Annotated in this window: 17 protein-coding genes and 1 tRNA gene; 7 read left to right on the plus strand and 11 right to left on the minus strand. The window is 71.2% G+C overall.

Annotation, left to right across the window (positions count from 1 at the left end; genetic code table 11):
- The first annotated feature begins 15 nt into the window (after positions 1–15).
- Entirely contained in the window at positions 16–363 is a 348-nt protein-coding gene (locus AC4NN1_RS09150; RefSeq protein ID WP_018185514.1) for a DUF2185 domain-containing protein, read from the plus strand.
- A gap of 59 nt (positions 364–422) precedes the next feature.
- Here the strand turns inward: AC4NN1_RS09150 and AC4NN1_RS09155 are convergent.
- The 5 genes from AC4NN1_RS09155 to AC4NN1_RS09175 all read right to left on the minus strand — a co-directional run bounded on the left by AC4NN1_RS09155 (position 423) and on the right by AC4NN1_RS09175 (position 4,744).
- A tRNA-Arg gene (locus AC4NN1_RS09155) sits at positions 423–495 on the minus strand.
- A gap of 64 nt (positions 496–559) precedes the next feature.
- Positions 560–1,204, minus strand: a complete 645-nt coding sequence (locus AC4NN1_RS09160; RefSeq protein ID WP_116228122.1) for an asparagine synthase — start codon at positions 1,202–1,204, stop codon at positions 560–562.
- Positions 1,205–1,253: 49 nt separating this feature from the next.
- Positions 1,254–2,729, minus strand: a complete 1,476-nt coding sequence (locus AC4NN1_RS09165) for a serine hydrolase domain-containing protein (protein ID WP_491955103.1) — start codon at positions 2,727–2,729, stop codon at positions 1,254–1,256.
- Positions 2,730–2,756: 27 nt separating this feature from the next.
- Positions 2,757–3,713 (minus strand): aldose 1-epimerase family protein, encoded by a 957-nt coding sequence (locus AC4NN1_RS09170; RefSeq protein ID WP_491955104.1) that lies wholly within the window; start codon positions 3,711–3,713, stop codon positions 2,757–2,759.
- Positions 3,710–4,744 carry a zinc-binding dehydrogenase gene (locus AC4NN1_RS09175; protein WP_491955105.1) on the minus strand — a complete coding sequence of 345 codons (1,035 nt, stop codon included), beginning with the start codon at positions 4,742–4,744 and terminating at the stop codon, positions 3,710–3,712. Before AC4NN1_RS09175 ends, AC4NN1_RS09170 begins: the two co-directional genes overlap by 4 nt.
- Before the next feature lie 52 nt (positions 4,745–4,796).
- Here AC4NN1_RS09175 and AC4NN1_RS09180 point away from each other — a divergent pair, with 52 nt between their 5' ends.
- Positions 4,797–6,041, plus strand: coding sequence for an NAD(P)/FAD-dependent oxidoreductase (locus AC4NN1_RS09180; protein ID WP_491955106.1), 1,245 nt, complete (start codon positions 4,797–4,799; stop codon positions 6,039–6,041).
- Here the strand turns inward: AC4NN1_RS09180 and AC4NN1_RS09185 are convergent.
- Complete coding sequence (locus tag AC4NN1_RS09185; RefSeq protein ID WP_491955107.1) at positions 6,032–6,874, minus strand: sulfurtransferase; 843 nt, start codon at positions 6,872–6,874, stop codon at positions 6,032–6,034. The genes AC4NN1_RS09180 and AC4NN1_RS09185 overlap by 10 nt on opposite strands.
- A gap of 97 nt (positions 6,875–6,971) precedes the next feature.
- The gene (locus AC4NN1_RS09190) at positions 6,972–7,586 is read right to left on the minus strand and encodes a hypothetical protein (RefSeq protein WP_336125971.1); all 615 of its coding nucleotides are present in this window, start codon (positions 7,584–7,586) and stop codon (positions 6,972–6,974) included.
- 284 nt (positions 7,587–7,870) lie between these two features.
- Between AC4NN1_RS09190 and AC4NN1_RS09195 the strand changes: the two genes are divergently transcribed.
- Positions 7,871–8,572: a WXG100-like domain-containing protein gene (locus AC4NN1_RS09195; protein ID WP_026302753.1), complete on the plus strand. Its 702-nt coding sequence runs from the start codon at positions 7,871–7,873 to the stop codon at positions 8,570–8,572.
- Position 8,573: 1 nt separating this feature from the next.
- Positions 8,574–9,209: a hypothetical protein gene (locus AC4NN1_RS09200; protein ID WP_491955108.1), complete on the plus strand. Its 636-nt coding sequence runs from the start codon at positions 8,574–8,576 to the stop codon at positions 9,207–9,209.
- Positions 9,210–9,283: 74 nt separating this feature from the next.
- Here AC4NN1_RS09200 and AC4NN1_RS09205 read toward each other — a convergent pair whose 3' ends face one another.
- Positions 9,284–9,907, minus strand: a complete 624-nt coding sequence (locus AC4NN1_RS09205; RefSeq protein WP_491955109.1) for a TetR/AcrR family transcriptional regulator — start codon at positions 9,905–9,907, stop codon at positions 9,284–9,286.
- Between the two features lie 66 nt (positions 9,908–9,973).
- On the opposite strand from AC4NN1_RS09205, the gene AC4NN1_RS09210 reads away from it, so the two are divergent.
- From AC4NN1_RS09210 to AC4NN1_RS09220, 3 genes are read left to right on the plus strand one after another with little or no spacing between them, the layout of a single operon-like run.
- Positions 9,974–11,008 (plus strand): agmatine deiminase family protein, encoded by a 1,035-nt coding sequence (locus AC4NN1_RS09210; RefSeq protein WP_491955110.1) that lies wholly within the window; start codon positions 9,974–9,976, stop codon positions 11,006–11,008.
- The gene (locus AC4NN1_RS09215) at positions 11,005–12,717 is read left to right on the plus strand and encodes an amidase (protein ID WP_491955111.1); all 1,713 of its coding nucleotides are present in this window, start codon (positions 11,005–11,007) and stop codon (positions 12,715–12,717) included. The genes AC4NN1_RS09210 and AC4NN1_RS09215 overlap by 4 nt, the downstream gene beginning before the upstream one ends.
- Entirely contained in the window at positions 12,714–14,075 is a 1,362-nt protein-coding gene (locus AC4NN1_RS09220) for an aminotransferase class V-fold PLP-dependent enzyme (protein WP_116228109.1), read from the plus strand. Before AC4NN1_RS09215 ends, AC4NN1_RS09220 begins: the two co-directional genes overlap by 4 nt.
- A 15-nt stretch (positions 14,076–14,090) precedes the next feature.
- On the opposite strand, the gene AC4NN1_RS09225 is transcribed toward AC4NN1_RS09220, so the two are convergent.
- From AC4NN1_RS09225 to AC4NN1_RS09235, 3 genes are read right to left on the minus strand one after another with little or no spacing between them, the layout of a single operon-like run.
- The gene (locus AC4NN1_RS09225; RefSeq protein ID WP_491955112.1) at positions 14,091–16,940 is read right to left on the minus strand and encodes an FtsX-like permease family protein; all 2,850 of its coding nucleotides are present in this window, start codon (positions 16,938–16,940) and stop codon (positions 14,091–14,093) included.
- The gene (locus AC4NN1_RS09230) at positions 16,937–17,656 is read right to left on the minus strand and encodes an ABC transporter ATP-binding protein (protein WP_018185530.1); all 720 of its coding nucleotides are present in this window, start codon (positions 17,654–17,656) and stop codon (positions 16,937–16,939) included. The genes AC4NN1_RS09225 and AC4NN1_RS09230 overlap by 4 nt, the downstream gene beginning before the upstream one ends.
- Positions 17,653–18,270: a PadR family transcriptional regulator gene (locus tag AC4NN1_RS09235; protein WP_018185531.1), complete on the minus strand. Its 618-nt coding sequence runs from the start codon at positions 18,268–18,270 to the stop codon at positions 17,653–17,655. Before AC4NN1_RS09235 ends, AC4NN1_RS09230 begins: the two co-directional genes overlap by 4 nt.
- Between the last annotated feature and the right edge of the window lie 7 nt (positions 18,271–18,277).

The raw sequence follows: 18,277 nt of genomic DNA on the forward strand, positions 1-18,277 counted from the left end.
AATCGAAGGAGACCCATGACCCCGCAGATCCCCGAGTACATCCCGAACTCCGGCGGCTCGGTCGTGTCGAAGAACGTCCTCGAGCATCGTGCGCCCGTTCGCTGGGCCTTCCGGGAGGACGCCGCGGATGCCGTCGACAACGGCTGGCGCTTCCTCTCGGAGATCGACGACGAGGACTACATCAACGACGCCGCGAACATGGCGGTCGTAAGCTTCAACACCGTCATCCACCTCGAACCGGCGGTGCTCCCGATCCTGCACATGCCCGTCGGCACCGACCTCACGATCGTCCGGCAGGACGGCGGACGCATCGTCATCATCGACAACGAGACAGGTCAGCCGGCCGCCATCCCCGGCATCTGACCGTCAACAGTAAAGGCCCCGCCGAAGCGGGGCCTTTACTGGACTGTCTCAACACAGTGTGCGCCCGAAGGGACTCGAACCCCTAACCTTCTGATCCGTAGTCAGATGCTCTATCCATTGAGCTACGGGCGCATGGCCTGTTTCCGGGCCGAGGAACAGCATACGTCACGTCGGGCCCCAATCCGAAATCGGGCCGCTACTCCAGCTCTCCCGGGTCGATCCCGGCGGGATCGGACTCGAGGATCGGCTCGGGTTCGACGCCGCCGTCGCGGAGCGCCTGCTGCTTCGCGACGCTCCGACGGTGCGCGCGGAGCTTCGGCAGGTCGACCAGGCGCAGCGCCTGCATGCGGGCCACCCGCATCCGCTCGTAGTCGGCGTCCAGGTCGGGACGAGCCGCGGCGATCCTCAGCGAGCGGTCGATGTTCTTCGACACCTCGGCCCAGGCGGCATCGCGCGCATCGGCGATGAGCTTGCGCAGCTCTTCCTGATCTTCGGCGCGGACGCGCAGCTCCTTCGCGACGTGCAGGGACTGCTTGCGGCGGCGGCGCAGGTTGCGGACGTCGCGACTGCGGTAGTCGTGCGTGCCGCTCGAGTCGGAGTAGCGGTTGCGGGCGGCCTTGCGCTCGCGCTCGGTGCGGGCGGCATCCGCTTCGGCCTCTTCAGCGAGGGATATCAGGATGTCGCGGGCATCGCCGACGAAGCGATCGGAATCGAAGTCGTCGCCGTCGACGAGGATGTCGACCAGGATGCGGTTCTTCAACGCCAAACGTGTCGCCGCGGACGCGATGTAGAGCCCCTCGGCGACGACGTCCCGGGTCCTGACCCGCTCATTGTCCGTCAACGCTCACCCCTTGCCTCCAGTCTACCGAGCAGGGGGTGTCGGATGCCGGTCAGCTGAGCGACGGCAGCGCGTGGCCTGCGGGCCCGTCTCCGCGCAGCGGCGGGAACCGCCACGCGAGCGACGCCGGGCCGTTCGGCGCGATGTCGACGTGAAGGGTGTGCGGGGTCTGGATCATCCGCAGCCGTGCGTGCCACGTGCCGTCGGCACCGACGCCGGCGACGGAGCGGAACGGCACCGCGTCGAGTCCCGCGGCGGGCGCGGGCCACTCCCCCGCCTCCCAGTCGCCTCGCCCGATCGGCAGCGTCACGTCGATCCCTTCGCCCAGGAATCGGATGCTCCAGCCGCCGTCGGCCTCGGTCACCTCGACGCGCTCAGCGCCGGGAACCGGCCCGTTGCTCGTGAAGGGTCCGGGAGGGTAGACGGCCGCGTCCACGTCGAACGTTCCCGAGAAGCCCGTGCCGCTGTCATCCGGCAACGGCAGGGCCAGCGACGACAGCCGCTCGGCGAGCGCGGCATCCGCGTCCTTCGAGCCGGCACCGGCCATCGCGGGACGCAGGTGCTCGGTGATGAGGCTGAGGAGGGTCTGCATGTCGATGGTCTCGGCCGTCGTGATGATGACGGCGTCCTCTTCGGGCCAGACGATGATGAACTGCCCGTACGCGCCGTCACCGCGGAAGCCGTTCCGGTTCATCCAGTACTGGAATCCGTAGCCCTGCTGCCAGTCGATCGGGTCGGGGGCTCCGGGACCGCGGTGCGCGGTGTCGTTGTCCATCTGCTTCGAGGTCGCCGCAGCGACCCACTCGGGGTCGAGGATCTGCTCGCCCTGCCAACGCCCCTTGTCGAGCATGAGCTGACCGGTCTTGGCGAGCGACTCGGTGAAGACGTGGATGCCGCTGAAGCCCATCTCGACGTCGCCGATCATCATCCACTGCGCCTCGTCGATGCCGAGGGGCTCGAGCAGCCTCGGGCGCAGGTAGTCGAGGATCGTGCCGCCGGTCGTCTTGGCGACCAACCGCCCGACGCCGTAGATCGTCGGCTGACTGTAGGCGAAGACCGTGCCCGGCTCCCGATCCGGCGCGACGCGGAAGAAGCCGCCGAGCAGATCGCCGCCCGCGTCGCGCGAGGCCATCGCGGCGCGGTCGAGGGCTTCGCTCTCGTGACCGCTCGACATCGAGAGCGCGTGCCGCACGAGATACCGACGGTACTTCTCATCGAGGTCGTCGGGAACGAGTTCGGGGAAATGGTCGACCATCACGTCGTCGAGCCCGAAGCGCCCCTCCGAGATCGCCAGGCCCGCCGCGGCCGAGGTGAACGTCTTCGACAGCGAGTAGACGAGGTGCTTCAGATCGGGCGCGAACGGCGCCCACCACCCCTCCGCGATGACGTGCCCGTGGCGGAGCACCATGAGGCTGTGCATCTCGGTGTCGGTCTGACCGATCGCATCGATCAGACGATCGACACCGGCGGCATCCACTCCCTGCTCTGACGGAGTGGACCGGGGCAGGGATGAGGACATCGACGTCATGCCGTCATCCTACGAAGGGCTTCCCCCTCAGAGGGCCGAGATGCGCCAGGATGCCGCGAACTCGGCACCCGGCTCGAGCACCAGCAGTCCCGCGTCGTAATCGTACGCGGCCGCGTTGAACGCGTCGGGCGCGCAGGTCATCGGCTCGACGGCGACGCCGTTACGGTGCGCGGGGTTCGCGGCGCCGTCGGGCTTGTCGCCGGTGTAGACCTGCACCCACGGGCACTCCGCACCCCACGTGACCTCGACGCCGACGCCCGACGGATCGGTCAGGCGCAGGACGGCGGTTCCGGCGGCATCCGTCTCGAGGTCGGTGAACGCGTGGTCCAACTGCACGTCGCCGAGGGGCCGCGGCGCACGACGGTCGAACCGGTCGGGGTCGTGGTCGGTGACGGGGTGAAGGGCGACGGGGCTGAGCCGGTCGGGCGTGACTTCGAGGACGGATGCCGCGGGCAGCGCGAGCGTCCATTCGTCGAGCGGCGCGGGGCCGGCCTTCAGGTACGGGTGCGGGCCGGTGCCGAACGGGGCCGGCGTCGCGCTGAGGTTGCGGGCGCGCACCGTCTGGGTGAGGCCGTCCGCGGCGAGCGCGTAGGTCGTCTCGACCCGCACCCGCCACGGGTACCCCGACTGCGGCACGATCGTCGTCGCCAGGGTGACGCTGCTCTCGGTGCTCGCGACCTCGGCGAAGTCCACCCACGAGGCCAGACCGTGCAGGGCGTGCGAACGCTCGGGCTCGGTGAGGGCGGCGACGATCTCCTGACCGTCGAACGTGTAGGTGCCGTCGACGATGCGGTTCGGCCACGGGGCGAGGGTCGTGCCGCGGTAATCGGGGCGCACCTCGTCGGCGTCGAACGACACGATGAGGTCGCGGTCGCCGTGGCGGAGCACACGGAGCGAGGCGCCTGTCGAGGCGATGACCGCCTCGTAGGCGCCGGAACGGATCGTGTGCTGGGTGCCGGAGAGGGGCGGGGTGGCGGTGGTCACGGGCGGAGCATCACTTTCAGGGCGGCGCGGTCATCCATCAGGCGATAGCCGTCGGCGGCCTCGCCGAGGCTCAGCTCGCGATCGAAGACGGCCCCGGGATCGACCGTACCGTCCAGCACGCCCGGCAGGAGTTCGTCGATGTAGGCACGGACCGGCGCGACGCCGCCGGTGACGGTGACGTTCTTCTCGAACTGCACGCGCTGCAGCGGCGCCTCGGTGTACTGCGGGGCGCCGACGCGCGACATCGTGCCGCCCGCGCGCACCGCGCCGAGCGCCTGCTCGTAGGCGGGGAGGTGGCCGACGGCGTCGATGACGACGTGCGCGCCGAGCCCGCCCGTGAGCCCGCGGACGGCCGCGACCCCCTCGTCGCCGCGCTCGGCGACGAGGTCGGTCGCGCCGTAACGGCGGCCGAGGTCGGTGCGCGCCTCGTGACGGCCCATGAGGATGATGCGCTCCGCGCCGAGCTGCCGAGCAGACAGGACGGCGAGCAGGCCCACGGCACCGTCGCCGATCACCACCACGTCCTTGCCGGGTTCCACACCACCGGTGACCGCGGCGTGCCAGCCCGTGCCGTACACGTCGCTCAGCGTGAGGAGCCCCGGCATCCGCTCGTCGTCCTCGGCGACGTCAACGCGGTACAGCGTGCCGTCGGCGAAGGGGGCGCGGCGGCGTTCGGCCTGCGCGCCGCCGGCTCCCGTGGGCTTCGTGGTGCCCGCGTTCACGCACGAGGTCTGCAGGCCCGCTCGGCAGAACTCGCACTCGCCGCACGAGAAGACGAACGGCACGATGACGACGTCACCCGGCGAGACGGTGCGGACGTCGGCGCCGACCTCTTCGACCACGCCGATCATCTCGTGCCCCATCGAGCGGCCCGCGTCGTTCGGCTGCATGGAGTGGTACGGGTGCAGGTCGCTGCCGCACACGCACGCCACGACGGTGCGGAGCACGGCGTCGGTGGGCTGTTCGATCCGGGGCTCGGGTGCGTCGACCACGCGGACGTCACCGGGGCCGTACATGTAAGCAGCTCGCATCCTCCGATTCAACTACGGATGCCGCGCCCGCGCGCCGTGCCAGGCTGTGGGCATGAGCGCGGTCCATGATGTGGCGGTCGTCGGCGCGGGTCTCGCGGGGCTCCGCGCCGCCACCCTGCTCGCCCGCGCCGGGCGGGACGTCGTGGTGCTCGAGGCGCAGGACGAGGTGGGCGGCCGACAGCGGACCGACCGCGTCGACGGATTCCTGCTCGACCGCGGGTTCCAGGTGATCAATCCCCGTTACGACGCGCTGGCCCGCGCGGTCGACCCCGCCGACCTCGATCTGCGGCCGTTCCCCGTCGGCGTCCGCGTGGTGCGCGGCGCCCGGTCGGACGTCCTCGCTCACCCCGTGCGCCACCCCGGGATGCTGCCCGCCACGATCGCGGGCGCGCTGTCGGGCCTCGTGACGCCGTCGGACGTCGTGGGCGCCGTGCGGTGGCTGCTGCCGGGGCTCGTGCGACCGGCATCCGTCGCCCACGGCCCGGATCAGACGCTGCACGAGGCGTGGGACCGCGTCGGCCTCACGGGGCCGCTGCGGCGGTCGGTGCTCGAGCCGTTCCTGACCGGAGTGCTCGCCGACGACGGCGCCGCGACCTCGGCGGCCTACGCGACGCTGATCGCGCGGTTGTTCGCGCTCGGGCGGCCGGGCGTTCCGGCGGCGGGCGTCGCCGCGCTGCCGCGGCGGCTCGCCGAGCTCGCGCGCGCGGCCGGCGCGGAGATCCGACTGTCGCACCCGGTCGACGGCGTGACGGTGAACGGCGACCGGGTCGACCTCGGCGGCGCGGAGCCTGTGACGGCGCGCGAGGTGATCGTCGCGGTCGGCGGTGAGCACCTGTCGCGGCTGACGGGCGAGCCGGCGCCGCCGATGCGGGGTCTGCAGACGTGGTGGTTCGGGACGGGGGCGGGGGCACCGGCATCCGCTCTGCTCGCGGTCGACGGCGAGCGCGCGGGTCCGATCGTGAACAGCGTCGTGATGTCACGCACCGCTCCCGGGTACGCGCCCGCGGGGAGGCACCTCGTCGCCGCGAGCTGCCTGTTGCGGGATGCCGCCGACGAGACGAGCGTGCGCGCGCAGCTCGCGCGGATGTGGGGCGGCGAGGCGGCGACGTGGGAGCTGCTGCGGCGCGACGACATCCCGCACGCGCTGCCCGCGTTCGCGCCGCCGATGCGGCATGCATCCCCGGTGAGACTGTCGGAGCGGGTGGTCGTCGCGGGCGATCACCGCGAGACGCCGTCGATCGCAGGAGCCCTCGTGTCAGGCGAGCGCGCGGCAGCGTCGGTGCTCGGTCAGGGCTGATCGCCGGTCGCGACGGGGCGGTCGGGGTGGTTCGACCACTGGCTCCACGACCCGCCGTACAGCGCGGCGTCGATGCCGGCGAGGCTGAGCGCGAACGCCGCCTGCGCGGCCGACACCCCCGAGCCGCAGCTGACGCCGACGGTCGTGTCGCCCGTGACGCCGAGCGCCTCGTAGCGTGCGCGGAGTTCCTCCGGCGAACGGAACCGGCCGTGCTCGTCGACGTTCCCGCCGGTGGGCGCGTTCACGGCGCCCGGGATGTGACCGGCGCGCGGGTCGATCGGTTCGACGTCGCCCCGGTAGCGCTCGGGCGCACGGACGTCGAACAGGATGCCGCTGGTCGGCAGCTCCGCGGCCTCGTCGATGTCGAGGCGGGTGAGGTGCCGCGGGGTGAGCGCGACGTCTCCGCGGGCGGCGTGGACCGTCCCTGACTCGAGCGCAAGCCCGGCGTCGCGCCAGGCCTGCAGGCCGCCGTCGAGGACGCGGACGTCGGGCACACCGGCATCCGTCAACACCCACCAGGCACGCGCCGCGCCGAACGTCTGCCAGTCGTCGTAGACGACGACGGTGTCACCGCGGTCGACGCCCCAGCGCCGCGCGGCCGTCTGCAGGTCGGCGATCTCGGGCAGCGGATGCCGGCCGTCCTCTGGCGCGCCATGGGCGGCGAGTTCGTCGTCGAGACTCACGTACACCGCCGTCGGGATATGACCCGCCTCGTAGTCGTCCCGTCCGTCGGGGCGGTCGAGACGCCACCGGACGTCGAGGACCGTGAGCGCAGCGGCATCCCGGATCATGTCGTCGAGCTCTGCAGGGCTGATCAGTCGCGCACGCGTCATGCCCCGACCCTACGACGCCGGACACGACGATGCCGGAGCCCCGTCGGACGGGGCCCCGGCATGTGCGTGGGAGTGCGGATCTACCGCGCGCAGGCGATCAGTTGCCCAGAACGCCGTCGACGAGGTCGTTCACGCTCGAGGAGACGTCGCCGACCGTGCTGTCGACGTCACCGGTGATGTCCTTGACGAGGTCGCCGGTCTTCGAGGAGACATCGCTCGTGACGTCGCCGACCTCACCCGAGACGTCCGTCTTCGGGGAGACATCGGTCTTCGGGGCGACGTCGGCCTTGGGCGAGACGTCGGTCTTGGGCGAGACGTCGGTCGTGTTGCCCGAGCCCACGTCGTTGCCGTTGCCGACCTCGTTGCCCGAGCCGAGCGGCGCGTCGACCTTGGTGTCGTTGCCCGAGCCGAGCGGAGCGCTCACGTCGTTGCCCGAGCCGATGGGGGCGTCGTTGCCGGAGCCGATGTCACCGACGGACAGGTCGCCCGTAGAGACGTCGCCCAGGAGGGGGCCGTCGAGCAGCGAGCCGATCGAGCTCTCGAGGGCCTTGTTGGCGTTGAGGAAGTCGGTGAACCCCTCGGCCGCCGTGGTTGTGGTGGTGGTGTCCTCGCTCTGCGCGGCGTTCGCCGGGAGGGCGAATCCGGCGGTGAGAGCGACGGCCGCGAGGCCGGTCGAGCCGAGGACGATGGTCCGCTTCAGGTTGGTACGCATGGTGTGTTTTCCTTCCTTCAGTGCGGCTTTCGCACGATCGGTTGTCCGGTCAGGGCCGCAGATCGGATTGGATCGGATGCCGCGGCAGCCGCCGACCGGGCGGTGACCAGCCCACGCGTCCCGCAGGATTCCGGGCGACGAGCGGCATCCTGAAAAGTTGTTATGAGGCGCCCCGCGGCGCCGCCGAGCCGACGCAGGTGAGACCACCGCGATGGGGCGTTCTCCCCATCGCGCCCGAAGGCGTGCCGTCACTACTGTCGATGGCGGAGGTGGTCGCCGTGGGGATGATGTTGCCCAATGAGTTGATCTGGATCATGGACAAGATGGGGCTCGAGTGGCCCGACATCGACGAGGACGAGGTCCACAAGGCAGCCGACCTCGTGCGCGGGTACCGCGACGACATGGAGTCGATCATCCAAGCCGTCGACAGCCGCGTGAACGGCGACCTGGCCACGGCGCTGCAGGGCAACGCCGGCACGGCACAGGTCGAGGGGTGGAATCGAAACCGCTCCGACAACATGCAGAAGCTCCTCGATGTGCTCGGCCCCGCAGCGACGGGGATCGACATCGCGGGTGGCATCGTCCTCGCTATGAAGATCAAGGTCATCGCCGAGGTGACCCTGACCCTCATGCAGCTCGTGCCGTTGCTCGCCGCAGGCCCGCTCGGCGCCGGCGGCGCGGCGCTGCTGCTGCTCGCACGCAAGAAGCTCCTCTCCATGGCGATGGAAGCGACGATCGAGCAGGTGATCAACGAGGTGCTGCCGCTAGCGGTCGAGCCGCTCGCCGAGCAGGTCCCGGTGATCGTCATGGCCCTCATGGACGCCCCCGTCGTCGAGGGTGCCATCGGCGACGTGGACGAGTTCGAAGCCGACCTCGAGGCGCTGGAAGCAGCCGCCGACGAGATGGACGCGCAGGCCGTCGACATCGAGGACCGCACCGATCGGCTCCTCGCCGACCTCGCCAACCTGCAGATCTCGGGAGACTGACATGACCATGAAGAGCCTCATGCGCGAGATCGTCGACGCCGTCGACGGCGCGGGTCGCGAGTTCAAGAAGGGGTTCGGGGGCGCGTTCCGCAAGCGCGGCGGCAAGCACCGCGCGGACGCCGCACGCATCCGGGGCACGGACCGACGCAACAGCGCCGACGCCGGGCAGCACCGGCGCGACGCACCCGTCGCCACCCACGCCGCGGAGTACGACATGCTCACGGATGTCAGTCGCGGAGTCGACCAGCTCGGCCGCACCGGGCGCCACGCTGCGCCCGACTACAACGTCGCCAACGACCTCGGGACCTCGGTCGGCAAAGCGGTGCGAGAGACCCCGCGCGAAGTGCTGGACGACGTGCTCGGCACCCCGAAGAAGATCCCCGGGCAGGTCGTCGAGGAGCTGTACGAGGACGCCATCGGGCAGGACAACCCCGACGCGTACGGCAAGAAGACCCGTGGCGACATGGAGTTCCTTGCTCCCAGCGGCGAGGCGGCAGACCTGCGCGGACTGAATCAGGCCGGCATCGAGGACCGGTTCGGCCTCACGCCCGGCGCGCTGGACGGCGCGACGTGGGAGGTCCGGCCCGTACCCGGAACCACCTTCGTCACCATCGACGTCTCCCGCCCCGAGGAGTGACCGGCCGGTCGAGGGGTCGCAGATGGTCGCGGTGAAGGCGGCGGGACGACCATCTGCGACGCCTCGGCGACGGCTCAGCCGCGCAATGCGTCGGGCGCGACGCCGAGCAGCGCGGCGAGCGCGCGGCGGGTGAGGTCGGTGCGCGCGGGGTCGGCGCGCCAGCGCACGAGACCCTGCGCGCCGAGGCCGTCGATGATCGCGAGCAGGTGCCAGGCGATCGCGTCGGCGTCGATCGCACCGAACTCGCCGCGCTCGCGGCCGCGGTCGATCTCGGCGGCGAGCGCACGCTGCCACGCGTCCATCTCGGCGCGCACCCGCACGGCGAGCTCCTCGTTGCGCGTGCCGAGCGCCCACCCCTGCACCCACACGAGGGTGACGTCGTTCGGTTCCTCACCGAAGACGGTGTCGAGCAGGATGCCGAGGCGCGTCGTCGCGGCATCCGTCACCCGCATCGCGGCGACGACGGCGGCGAGCTCTTCGGAGACGATCGCGCCGAAGGCCTCAGCCACGAGCGCGTCCATCCCGTCGGCGTGGTGCGCGACGAGCCCGGGCGCGACGCCGACCCGGGCGGCGACCGCGCGCAGGGTGACGGCGTCGAGACCGTCCGCGAGCGCGATCTCTCGAGCGGCGAGGGCGATCTCCTCGCGACGCTCGGCGGGGCTCTTGCGGGCCCGCCGGGCAGTTGACGCCTGAGACATCGACTCGGTAGCCTCCCCTTGTTGATCAATTGATCAATAAGTTACCCGAGGATCGAGGAGCCCGCCATGGCCTGGCGCATGCCGAGCGAGACCGCCGCGCACGAGCGCACCTGGATGGCCTTCCCCCGTGAGGGCTTCACCCTCGGCGACACCGATTCCGAGCGCGAAGAGGGCTACGCGACCTGGACGGCCGTCGCCGCCGCGGTGGCGCGCTTCGAGCCGGTGACCATGGTCGTCGATCCGACCGAGACGGCCCGCGCGCGCCGCATGCTGCCGGGCGACGTGACCATCGTCGAGGCCCCCGTCGACGAGTTCTGGATGCGGGACCACGGCCCTACCTTCGTCGTCGACGACGAGCGGCCCGGCGTCCTCGGCGCCGTCGACTGGATCTTCAACGGGTGGGGCGCCCCCGACTGGGCCGAGTGGCAGAAGTCGGCGGCCCACGCCCGACTGATCGCCGGCGAGGTCGGTGCCGAGCTGATCCCCTCCGACATCGTCAACGAGGGTGGCGGCATCCACGTCGACGGCGAGGGCACCGTCCTGCTCACACAGACCGTGCAGCTCGACCCGCGACGCAACCCCACTGCCGACCGCGCGCGCATCGAAGCCGAGATGGCACGCACCCTCGGCGCGACCCACGCCGTGTGGTTGACTCAGGGGCTCACCCGCGACTACGACGACCTCGGCACCAACGGGCACGTCGACATCGTCGCGACGATCCCCTCGCCGGGCCGCATCCTGCTCCACGATCAGCGCGATCCCGCGCACCCCGATCACGCCGTCACCGCAACGCTGCGCCGAGAACTGGAGGCGCAGACGGATGCCGCCGGTCGCCGCTTCGAGATCGTGTCGCTCCCCGCACCCGAGACCCTCACCGACGCGCACGGCCCCGTCGACTGGAGCTACGTCAACCACCTCGTCGTGAACGGCGGCGTCATCGCGTGCGGGTTCGGCGAGGAGCGGGCGGATGCCGAGGCGAGGGAGATCCTCGCGATGGCGTACCCGGGCCGCAGGGTCGTCACGGTCGATGCCCGTGGCCTGTTCGCCCGCGGCGGCGGCATCCACTGCATCACGCAGCAGCAGCCGAAGGTAACCCGATGATCGACGTCGTCGAAGCGACGATCGCCGAGCTCCGCGCGACGCTGGAATCCGGCGAGACGACCGCGGTCGAGCTCGTCGACGCCTACCTCGCCCGCATCGCGGGGTACGACGGGCCTGACACCGAGACGGCGCTGAACGCCGTCGTGGTGCACAACCCCGACGCGCGCGCCGAGGCCGCGGCATCCGATGCCCGTCGGGCCCGCGGCGACACGCTCGGTCCGCTCGACGGCATCCCGTACACGGCGAAGGACAGCTACCTCGTGCGGGGCCTCACTGCTGCGGCAGGCTCCCCCGCGTTCGCGGAGCTCGTCGCCCAGCGCGACGCGTTCACGATCGAACGGCTCCGCGCCGGCGGGGCGATCTGCCTCGGCCTCACGAACATGCCCCCGATGGCGAACGGCGGCATGCAGCGTGGGGTCTACGGCCGTGCCGAGAGCCCCTACAACGCGAATTGGCTCACCGCTCCGTTCGCGAGCGGCTCGTCGAACGGCTCGGGCACCGCGACGGCCGCGAGCTTCGCCGCGTTCGGCCTCGGTGAAGAGACCTGGTCGTCGGGCCGCGGTCCCGCCTCGAACAACGCGCTCTGCGCCTACACCCCGTCCCGCGGGGTCATCTCGGTGCGCGGCAATTGGCCGCTCGTCCCGACGATGGACGTCGTCGTGCCGCACACGCGCACGATGGCCGACCTGCTCGAGGTGCTCGACGTCGTCGTCGCCGACGATCCCGAGACGCGCGGCGACTTCTGGCGCGTTCAGCCCTGGGTCGAGCTCCCCACCGCGTCGACCGTGCGGCCCCCGTCGTACCCGGCGCTCGCGCAGGGCGCCTCGCTCGACGGGGTGCGCCTCGGCATCCCGCGCATGTACATCGGTGAGGACCCGGATGCCGGGACGGGCACGACGATCGGCGGTCCGACCGGTCAGCGCATCGAGACGCGGGAGTCGGTGCTCGAGCTGTGGCGCGCGGCCCGTGCCGACCTCGAGGCTGCGGGAGCGACCGTCGTCGAGGTCGACTTCCCCGTCGTGAGCGACTACGAGGGCGACCGCGTGGGCGCCAGGACGATCGAGGACCGCCTCCCGGCGGGATACCTGGGCCGCGAGATCGTCGACCTGTCGGCGTGGGCGTGGGAGGACTTCCTCGACGCGAACGGCGATCCCGCACTCTCGTCACTCGCAGACGTCGACGGTGCGACGATCTTCCCGCATCCGCCCGGCGCCCTCTCCGACCGCTACGCCGGCTTCGACGACGACATCGGCGAGTACCCCGACTGGGTGCGATCGCACCCGGGCGCGACGCTCGACGACATGCCCGAGCTGGCTGACGGCCTCCGCGCACTCGAAGATGTCCGCCGCACCGACCTGGAGGAGTGGATGGATACCTCCGGCCTCGACGCCGTCGTCTTCCCCGCCGTCGCCGACGTCGGCCCCGCCGACATGGACGTGAATGCCGCCTCGGCCGACCTCGGGTGGCGCAACGGTGTGTGGATCGCCAACGGCAACCTCGCGATCCGACACCTCGGCATCCCCACCGTCACCGTCCCGATGGGCACGATGACCGATATCCGGATGCCGGTGGGCCTCACCTTCGCCGGGCGCGCCTACGACGATTCCACCCTGCTCCGCCTCGGCGTAGCCTTCGAACGTCTGGGTACCCGCCGGACGCCGCCGCCGCGCACACCCGCGCTCCCCCGCACCACCTCGGAGACCCGATGACCCAGCCCGCACGCATGCACGATGTGACCGACGAGACCCGTCAGATCGTCGACCTCGTCCTCGACTATTCGCGGCAGCGGCTCCTCACCGACGACAACCCGCTCGACAAGCCGCTGCCCCCGGCCGAACTCGCCCGCCTCGCCGGTGTGACGATCAGCGAGCAGGGCATCGGCGCGCGCAAGGCGCTGGGCGTCTTCGAGCACGTCCTGGCGCCGGCCTGCATCACGACCGACGACCCGCGGTACCTGTCGTTCATCCCCAGTGCGCCGTCGAAGGCAGCCGCGGCGTTCGACCTCGTCGTCTCGGCGAGCGCGCTCTACGGCGGGTCCTGGCTCGAAGGCGCGGGCGCCGTCCACGCCGAGAACGAGGTGCTCCGCTGGCTCGCGAACGAGTTCGGCTTGCCCGCGACCGCCGGCGGTGTGTTCGTGCAGGGCGGGACGCTCGGCAACCTGTCGGCCCTCGTGGCCGCACGGGAGACCGCCCGGGAACGCGGCATCCGTCCCGACCGCTGGCGCGTGGTCTGCTCGGCCGAGGCGCACTCCTCGATCGCGTCGGCGGCCCGCGTCATGGATGTCGAGGTCGTCCCCGTCGCTCCGGATGCCGGGGGTGTGCTGCGCGGAGATGCGGTGCGCGCGGCGCTCGAGGAGCACGGCGACAGCGTGTTCGCCGTGGTCGCGACCGCCGGGTCGACGAACTTCGGGATCGTCGACGACATCGCGTCGGTCGCCGAGGCGACCCGGGAGTTCGGTGTGTGGCTGCACGTCGACGGCGCCTACGGACTCGCGGCAGCGCTGTCGCCCGAGGCGCGGCACTACTTCGCCGGGCTCGAGCATGCGGACTCGCTCATCGTCGACCCGCACAAGTGGCTGTTCGCACCGTTCGACGCGTGCGCCCTGCTCTACCGCGACCCCGAACTCGGCCGTCGCGCGCACACGCAGCACGCCGAGTACCTCGACACCCTCACCGAGACGAGCGACTGGAGCCCGTCGGACTTCGCCGCGCACCTCACGCGCCGAGCACGCGGCCTGCCGCTGTGGTTCTCGCTCGCGACCTACGGAGCCGAGGTCTATCGCGAGGCGATCACGTCGTCGATCACCCTCGCCGAACGGATCGCCGCCGAGATCGAGTCGCGCGACGAGTTCGAGCTCGTGCGGCATCCGCAGCTGAGCGTCGTCGTCTTCGAGCGGCGCGGGTGGACCAAGGACGACTACACCGCCTGGTCGAACCGTCTGCTCGACGACCAGCACGCCTTCGTCACGCCGTCGAGCCACGCCGGCCGCACCAACGCCCGTTTCGCGATCCTGAACCCCCGCACGACGTTCGAGGACCTCGTCGGCATCCTGAACACGATGCGCTGAGCGGGTCGCCCCGGCTCAGGCGATGACGTTGCGTCGCGTGAGCTCGGGCTCCCGCGGTGGGACGAGCCAGTTGACGGCGGCGATGCCGACCGGCAGAGCCACAGCGAGCACGGCGAGCAGCCACCACGGAATGTCGGCGAGGCTCATCGGCTCATGAGACGTCTGCGACTGCAGCCAGAAGCCGGTGGGCGGCAGGATGCCGGCCGTGGCGCCCGCGAAGGTCCCGAACCCCGCGATCACGAGACCCTGCCAGAGTCCGATGCGGCGCCGGAGGCCGGGCGTGCCGCCGACCGCGGCGAGCGTCGCGTCGTCGGGCCGCCTCTCGAAACGGGCGAGACCGAGGGCGACGGCGCTCGCGCCGAGGACGAGGACGGCGACGGCGGCTAGGAGGGGGACGAGCCAGATGGACGGGTCGGCGGGACCGGTCTCGCGATAGATCCAGACGCTGTACGTCTCAGTGCTCATCGACTCCGAGAGCGCGTTGAGTCGGTCGCTGGTCGCGACGTCGACGTCACCGGGGAACGCGGCGTAGACGCCGGAGACGGCGACGCGCAGCCCCAACTCCCCGGCGGTGGCCGGCGCGATCGCGACGGCGACTCCCTGCTCACGTGCGTCGACGCCGATCGCGGGGACCTGCCGTCGCCACGACGGCTCGTCCAGGTCCTGCCCCGAGGCCGGTACATAAGCATTGTCCGGGGCGCGACCGGACTGCCAGGCCCGCTCCGACCAGGATGCGACCTCAATCGCACCGTCGACGATGAGCCGTTCGTCGGCGACGAGAGCGGCGCCGTCGAGGTACGCCGCCCGATCGGATGCGGACAGACTGATCCCCATCACGATCGGGAGGTCATCCGGGGCGATGATCTGAAGGTTGTTGCTCGGGTCGCCGAAGCGAGTCCAGCCGCCCTGCAGGTCGTTCTGCCCGATGAGGAAAGAGTTCGGCGTGACGGCAACGGCTCGCTCGGCGTCCGCGGGGATGTCGTTCTCGTTCTCCGCCCACACCGCCGTCTGTCGTTGGACCAGGGCGGTCTCGGTCGCACCCGATGTGCGGAGCGCGCTCTCGATCTCGTCGGTTGCGGACGCCACCTCATCCGGGGTGAGCGGCGTTTCGGTCGAGGAGGAGATGTCGGCGTAGGCCGTCCCGAGCGGGGCGGTGTAGGAGTAGGTCCGCTCCGATTGACCCGCCGCCATCATTCCAAGGCCGACGGCGAAGACCCCGACGAAGACCGTCGCACCGATCGCCGCGAAGGCCGGCACGGTCCGCGCGCCGTTGGCCACCGCGTCCCTCGCGGCGAGGCGCGCCGCGATCCCGAGACGCGACAGCAGACGCGAGGCGAGCCAGAGCAGCCACCGGCCCGAGATGAGGATGCCGACCTGCGCGAGCACGGGGCCTGCGATGATCCCGATCGTGGGCAGCCAGCGCAACGGCGAGTCCCAGGCCAGACTGATGTCGGTAGCGACCGCTGCGGCAGCCAGGCCGCAGAGCACTGTGACGGCCGCGCCGATGAGGATGAGGAGCGAACCCCAGAGGGGACGAGACGCGCCCACCCGCTGCGGGCGCCGCGCTCCGCGGAGCGCGCTGATCGTGTCGGACCGGCCCACCGAGCGCGCCGGGACGAAGGCGGACGCGGTGCCGACCAGCATCGCGAAGACGAGGATGCCGACCAGCAGGACCCAGGGAACATGGAACCCCCAGAACTGCGTGGCGGAACCGTTGTCGGCGATCCGCATGACCACGGCGGCGAGTCCGATGCCGGCGAACATGCCGACGAGCCCGCCGACCAGCCCGAGGACCGTGCCTTGGAGCAGGACGACGCTGCGCAGATCACGCGGCTCCGCCCCGACGCTCGCGGCGATCGCAAGCGCACGCTGCTGACGCCGCGCGCTCACCGCGAATGCCGCGCCCGCCAGCATCACGACCATGTATCCCGCCGCGAGGCCGCCCGCAGCGAGCGCACTGGCGAGCGCGAGGAGCCCTTGCGTCTCGCTGGTCTCAGCGGTCCACGGCTCGCTGCCGTCGGGATAGGTGAAGCTCGGCGGATCGAGCACGACCTCGCGCGAGTAGACGCCCAGACCGTCCGTGTTGAGCGCCTGGATCTGCGACCACGAGATCGGGGTCTCGGGGAGATACCACTTCGCTTCGTCGTAACGGTCGGCGTCGGCGAACGCCACCGCACTGTCGGCGTCGGGGCGCGTCGCGTCGTCGAACGTTCCGACGATGGTGAACGACGTCGCCGAGTCGACGAGTTCGAGTCGACCGCCCAGCGACACCCCGACCCGCTCGAGTGTCGCGGGGGTGACCATGACCTCGTCCGCCGTCGTCGGCGCCCTGCCGGAGGTCACCTCGAAGCGCCCGGCGAACCGAGGGTCGCCGATGTCGCCCGCCCATGCGGGCACGGCGGCGAGCCCCGTGACCGTCGTGACGCGTTCGCGCCCTTCCGAGACTTTGACGATCTCCGTGCCGGCGGGCAGCGACGAGGGCGGCTCGACGTCGGTGATCTGTTCCTCCCCGGTCGGCCACCCGCTGCCGTATCCGGACGAGTACGGGTCGGTCGGGACCTGCCAGAACCCGGCATCCGCAGCGCCGAGGGGCGCGACCCACGCCTCCATCCGACCGAGGTCGACCGACACACGCTCGGCGGCCGTCGACATCGAACTGTTCACGAACACTGCCACCCCCGCCATCCCGGCGATCGGCAGGGCGATGAGCGACATGATCAGCAGCGACGACACCCACGCGCGGCGCACCTGGCGCCGCGCGATACGCACGGCGACCCGCATCCGCGCCGTGCGCGAGGGCTTCGGCCGCTCGGCGCGACGCCGCGCCCCGGCATCCGCGCGGGGCCGGTCCCGCAAGGTCGTCATCGCGCGTCCGACAACAGCGCGTCGGCGCCGTGACGCTGGGTCTCGTCGATGATGCGGCCGTCACGGAGGAACACGATGCGGTCGGCCCACGCCGCGTGGCGCGGCTCATGCGTGACGAGGATGCCGGCGGCCCCCTGGTCGACGCGGTGGCGAATCATCTTCATCACCGCTTCACCGGTCACCGAGTCGAGCGCGCCCGTCGGTTCGTCGGCGAGGATCAGCCGGCGCCCGCCGACGACGGCACGGGCGATCGCGACGCGCTGCTGCTGACCTCCTGAGAGGTCGTCGGGGTAGGAGTCGAGCTTGTCCTCGAGTCCGACCGAGGCGAGTGCATCCCGACCCGCACGGCGCGCCACCCGGGCCCGGAAGCCGTCGAGCTCGAGTGGCAGCGTCACGTTCTCGACGGCCGTGAGGGTCGGGATGAGATTGAAGTCCTGGAAGACGAACCCCAGGGAGCGCCGCCGGAGCTGCGCGAGATCGCGACGTGTCGCCGTCGAGAGGTAGGTCCCCTCGACGACGACTTCGCCGCTGGTGGGCTTCTGCAACCCGCCCGCGATCGACAGGAGCGTGGATTTGCCCGAACCGGACGCTCCCATGATCGCGACGAGCTCACCCTTGTCGACCGTCAGATCGACGCCCGACAGTGCTGAGACGCTCGTCTCGCCCTCGCCGTACTGCTGCGTGACCCCCACCAGCTGCAGGACGGCGGCGCTCATCCGACGACCGCCTCGGTGTCGCTCGCCTCGGATTTGGCGGGCCTCCCCCGTTTGGGAGTCTCTGTGGACAGCTCGAGCCCCATCGTGCGGTGCGGATGCCGCGCGAGGCGCTGCTCGGTGTGATCGAGCCATCGGGTCTCGGCCTCTGCCGCGAAGATCATCGAATCCACGACGAGAGACCACGCAAGTTCTTCGGGACCGTCCGGGTTCGAACCGGCGTACTTCGCACGGTTGAGCTCCTGGAGCTGGCGCAGCGACGCGGAACGCTGTCGCTGGATGACGGCGCCGAGGTCGACGCCCGGCAGGGTCGCGGCGACGGCGAGCTTGATGGCCAGCTCGTCGCGCGTCCCCTGCGTGCGCTCGACGGGAGCGTCGAGCCAGGCCTGCACCTCGGCGGATCCGGCATCCGTGATCTGCCAGTAGACGTGACCCTGCTCGTCGACGTCGCCCTTCTCGACGAGCCCGTCGCGCTCGAGCCTGTCGAGCGTGTTGTAGATCTGACCCACGTTGAGGGGCCAGGTCGACCCGGTGCGGCGGTCGAACTCCGCGCGCAGCTGATAGCCGTAGCAGGGACCCTGATCCAGGATCGCCAGCAGGCTCTGTCGTACCGACATCCGGACT

It is taken from the genome of Microbacterium sp. MDV22-iso44, from assembly GCF_058629135.1.

Excerpts from the sequence above, each read along its gene's own strand:
- AC4NN1_RS09150 (WP_018185514.1), top strand. The coding sequence starts at position 16 with ATGACCCCGCAGATCCCCGAGTACATCCCGAACTCCGGCGGCTCGGTC.
- AC4NN1_RS09220 (WP_116228109.1), top strand. The coding sequence starts at position 12,714 with ATGACCCAGCCCGCACGCATGCACGATGTGACCGACGAGACCCGTCAG.
- AC4NN1_RS09215 (WP_491955111.1), top strand. The coding sequence starts at position 11,005 with ATGATCGACGTCGTCGAAGCGACGATCGCCGAGCTCCGCGCGACGCTG.
- AC4NN1_RS09165 (WP_491955103.1), bottom strand. The coding sequence starts at position 2,729 with ATGACGTCGATGTCCTCATCCCTGCCCCGGTCCACTCCGTCAGAGCAG.
- AC4NN1_RS09180 (WP_491955106.1), top strand. The coding sequence starts at position 4,797 with ATGAGCGCGGTCCATGATGTGGCGGTCGTCGGCGCGGGTCTCGCGGGG.
- AC4NN1_RS09200 (WP_491955108.1), top strand. The coding sequence starts at position 8,574 with ATGACCATGAAGAGCCTCATGCGCGAGATCGTCGACGCCGTCGACGGC.
- AC4NN1_RS09210 (WP_491955110.1), top strand. The coding sequence starts at position 9,974 with ATGGCCTGGCGCATGCCGAGCGAGACCGCCGCGCACGAGCGCACCTGG.
- AC4NN1_RS09190 (WP_336125971.1), bottom strand. The coding sequence starts at position 7,586 with ATGCGTACCAACCTGAAGCGGACCATCGTCCTCGGCTCGACCGGCCTC.
- AC4NN1_RS09230 (WP_018185530.1), bottom strand. The coding sequence starts at position 17,656 with ATGAGCGCCGCCGTCCTGCAGCTGGTGGGGGTCACGCAGCAGTACGGC.
- AC4NN1_RS09185 (WP_491955107.1), bottom strand. The coding sequence starts at position 6,874 with ATGACGCGTGCGCGACTGATCAGCCCTGCAGAGCTCGACGACATGATC.
- AC4NN1_RS09205 (WP_491955109.1), bottom strand. The coding sequence starts at position 9,907 with ATGTCTCAGGCGTCAACTGCCCGGCGGGCCCGCAAGAGCCCCGCCGAG.
- AC4NN1_RS09225 (WP_491955112.1), bottom strand. The coding sequence starts at position 16,940 with ATGACGACCTTGCGGGACCGGCCCCGCGCGGATGCCGGGGCGCGGCGT.
- AC4NN1_RS09235 (WP_018185531.1), bottom strand. The coding sequence starts at position 18,270 with ATGTCGGTACGACAGAGCCTGCTGGCGATCCTGGATCAGGGTCCCTGC.
- AC4NN1_RS09195 (WP_026302753.1), top strand. The coding sequence starts at position 7,871 with ATGATGTTGCCCAATGAGTTGATCTGGATCATGGACAAGATGGGGCTC.
- AC4NN1_RS09175 (WP_491955105.1), bottom strand. The coding sequence starts at position 4,744 with ATGCGAGCTGCTTACATGTACGGCCCCGGTGACGTCCGCGTGGTCGAC.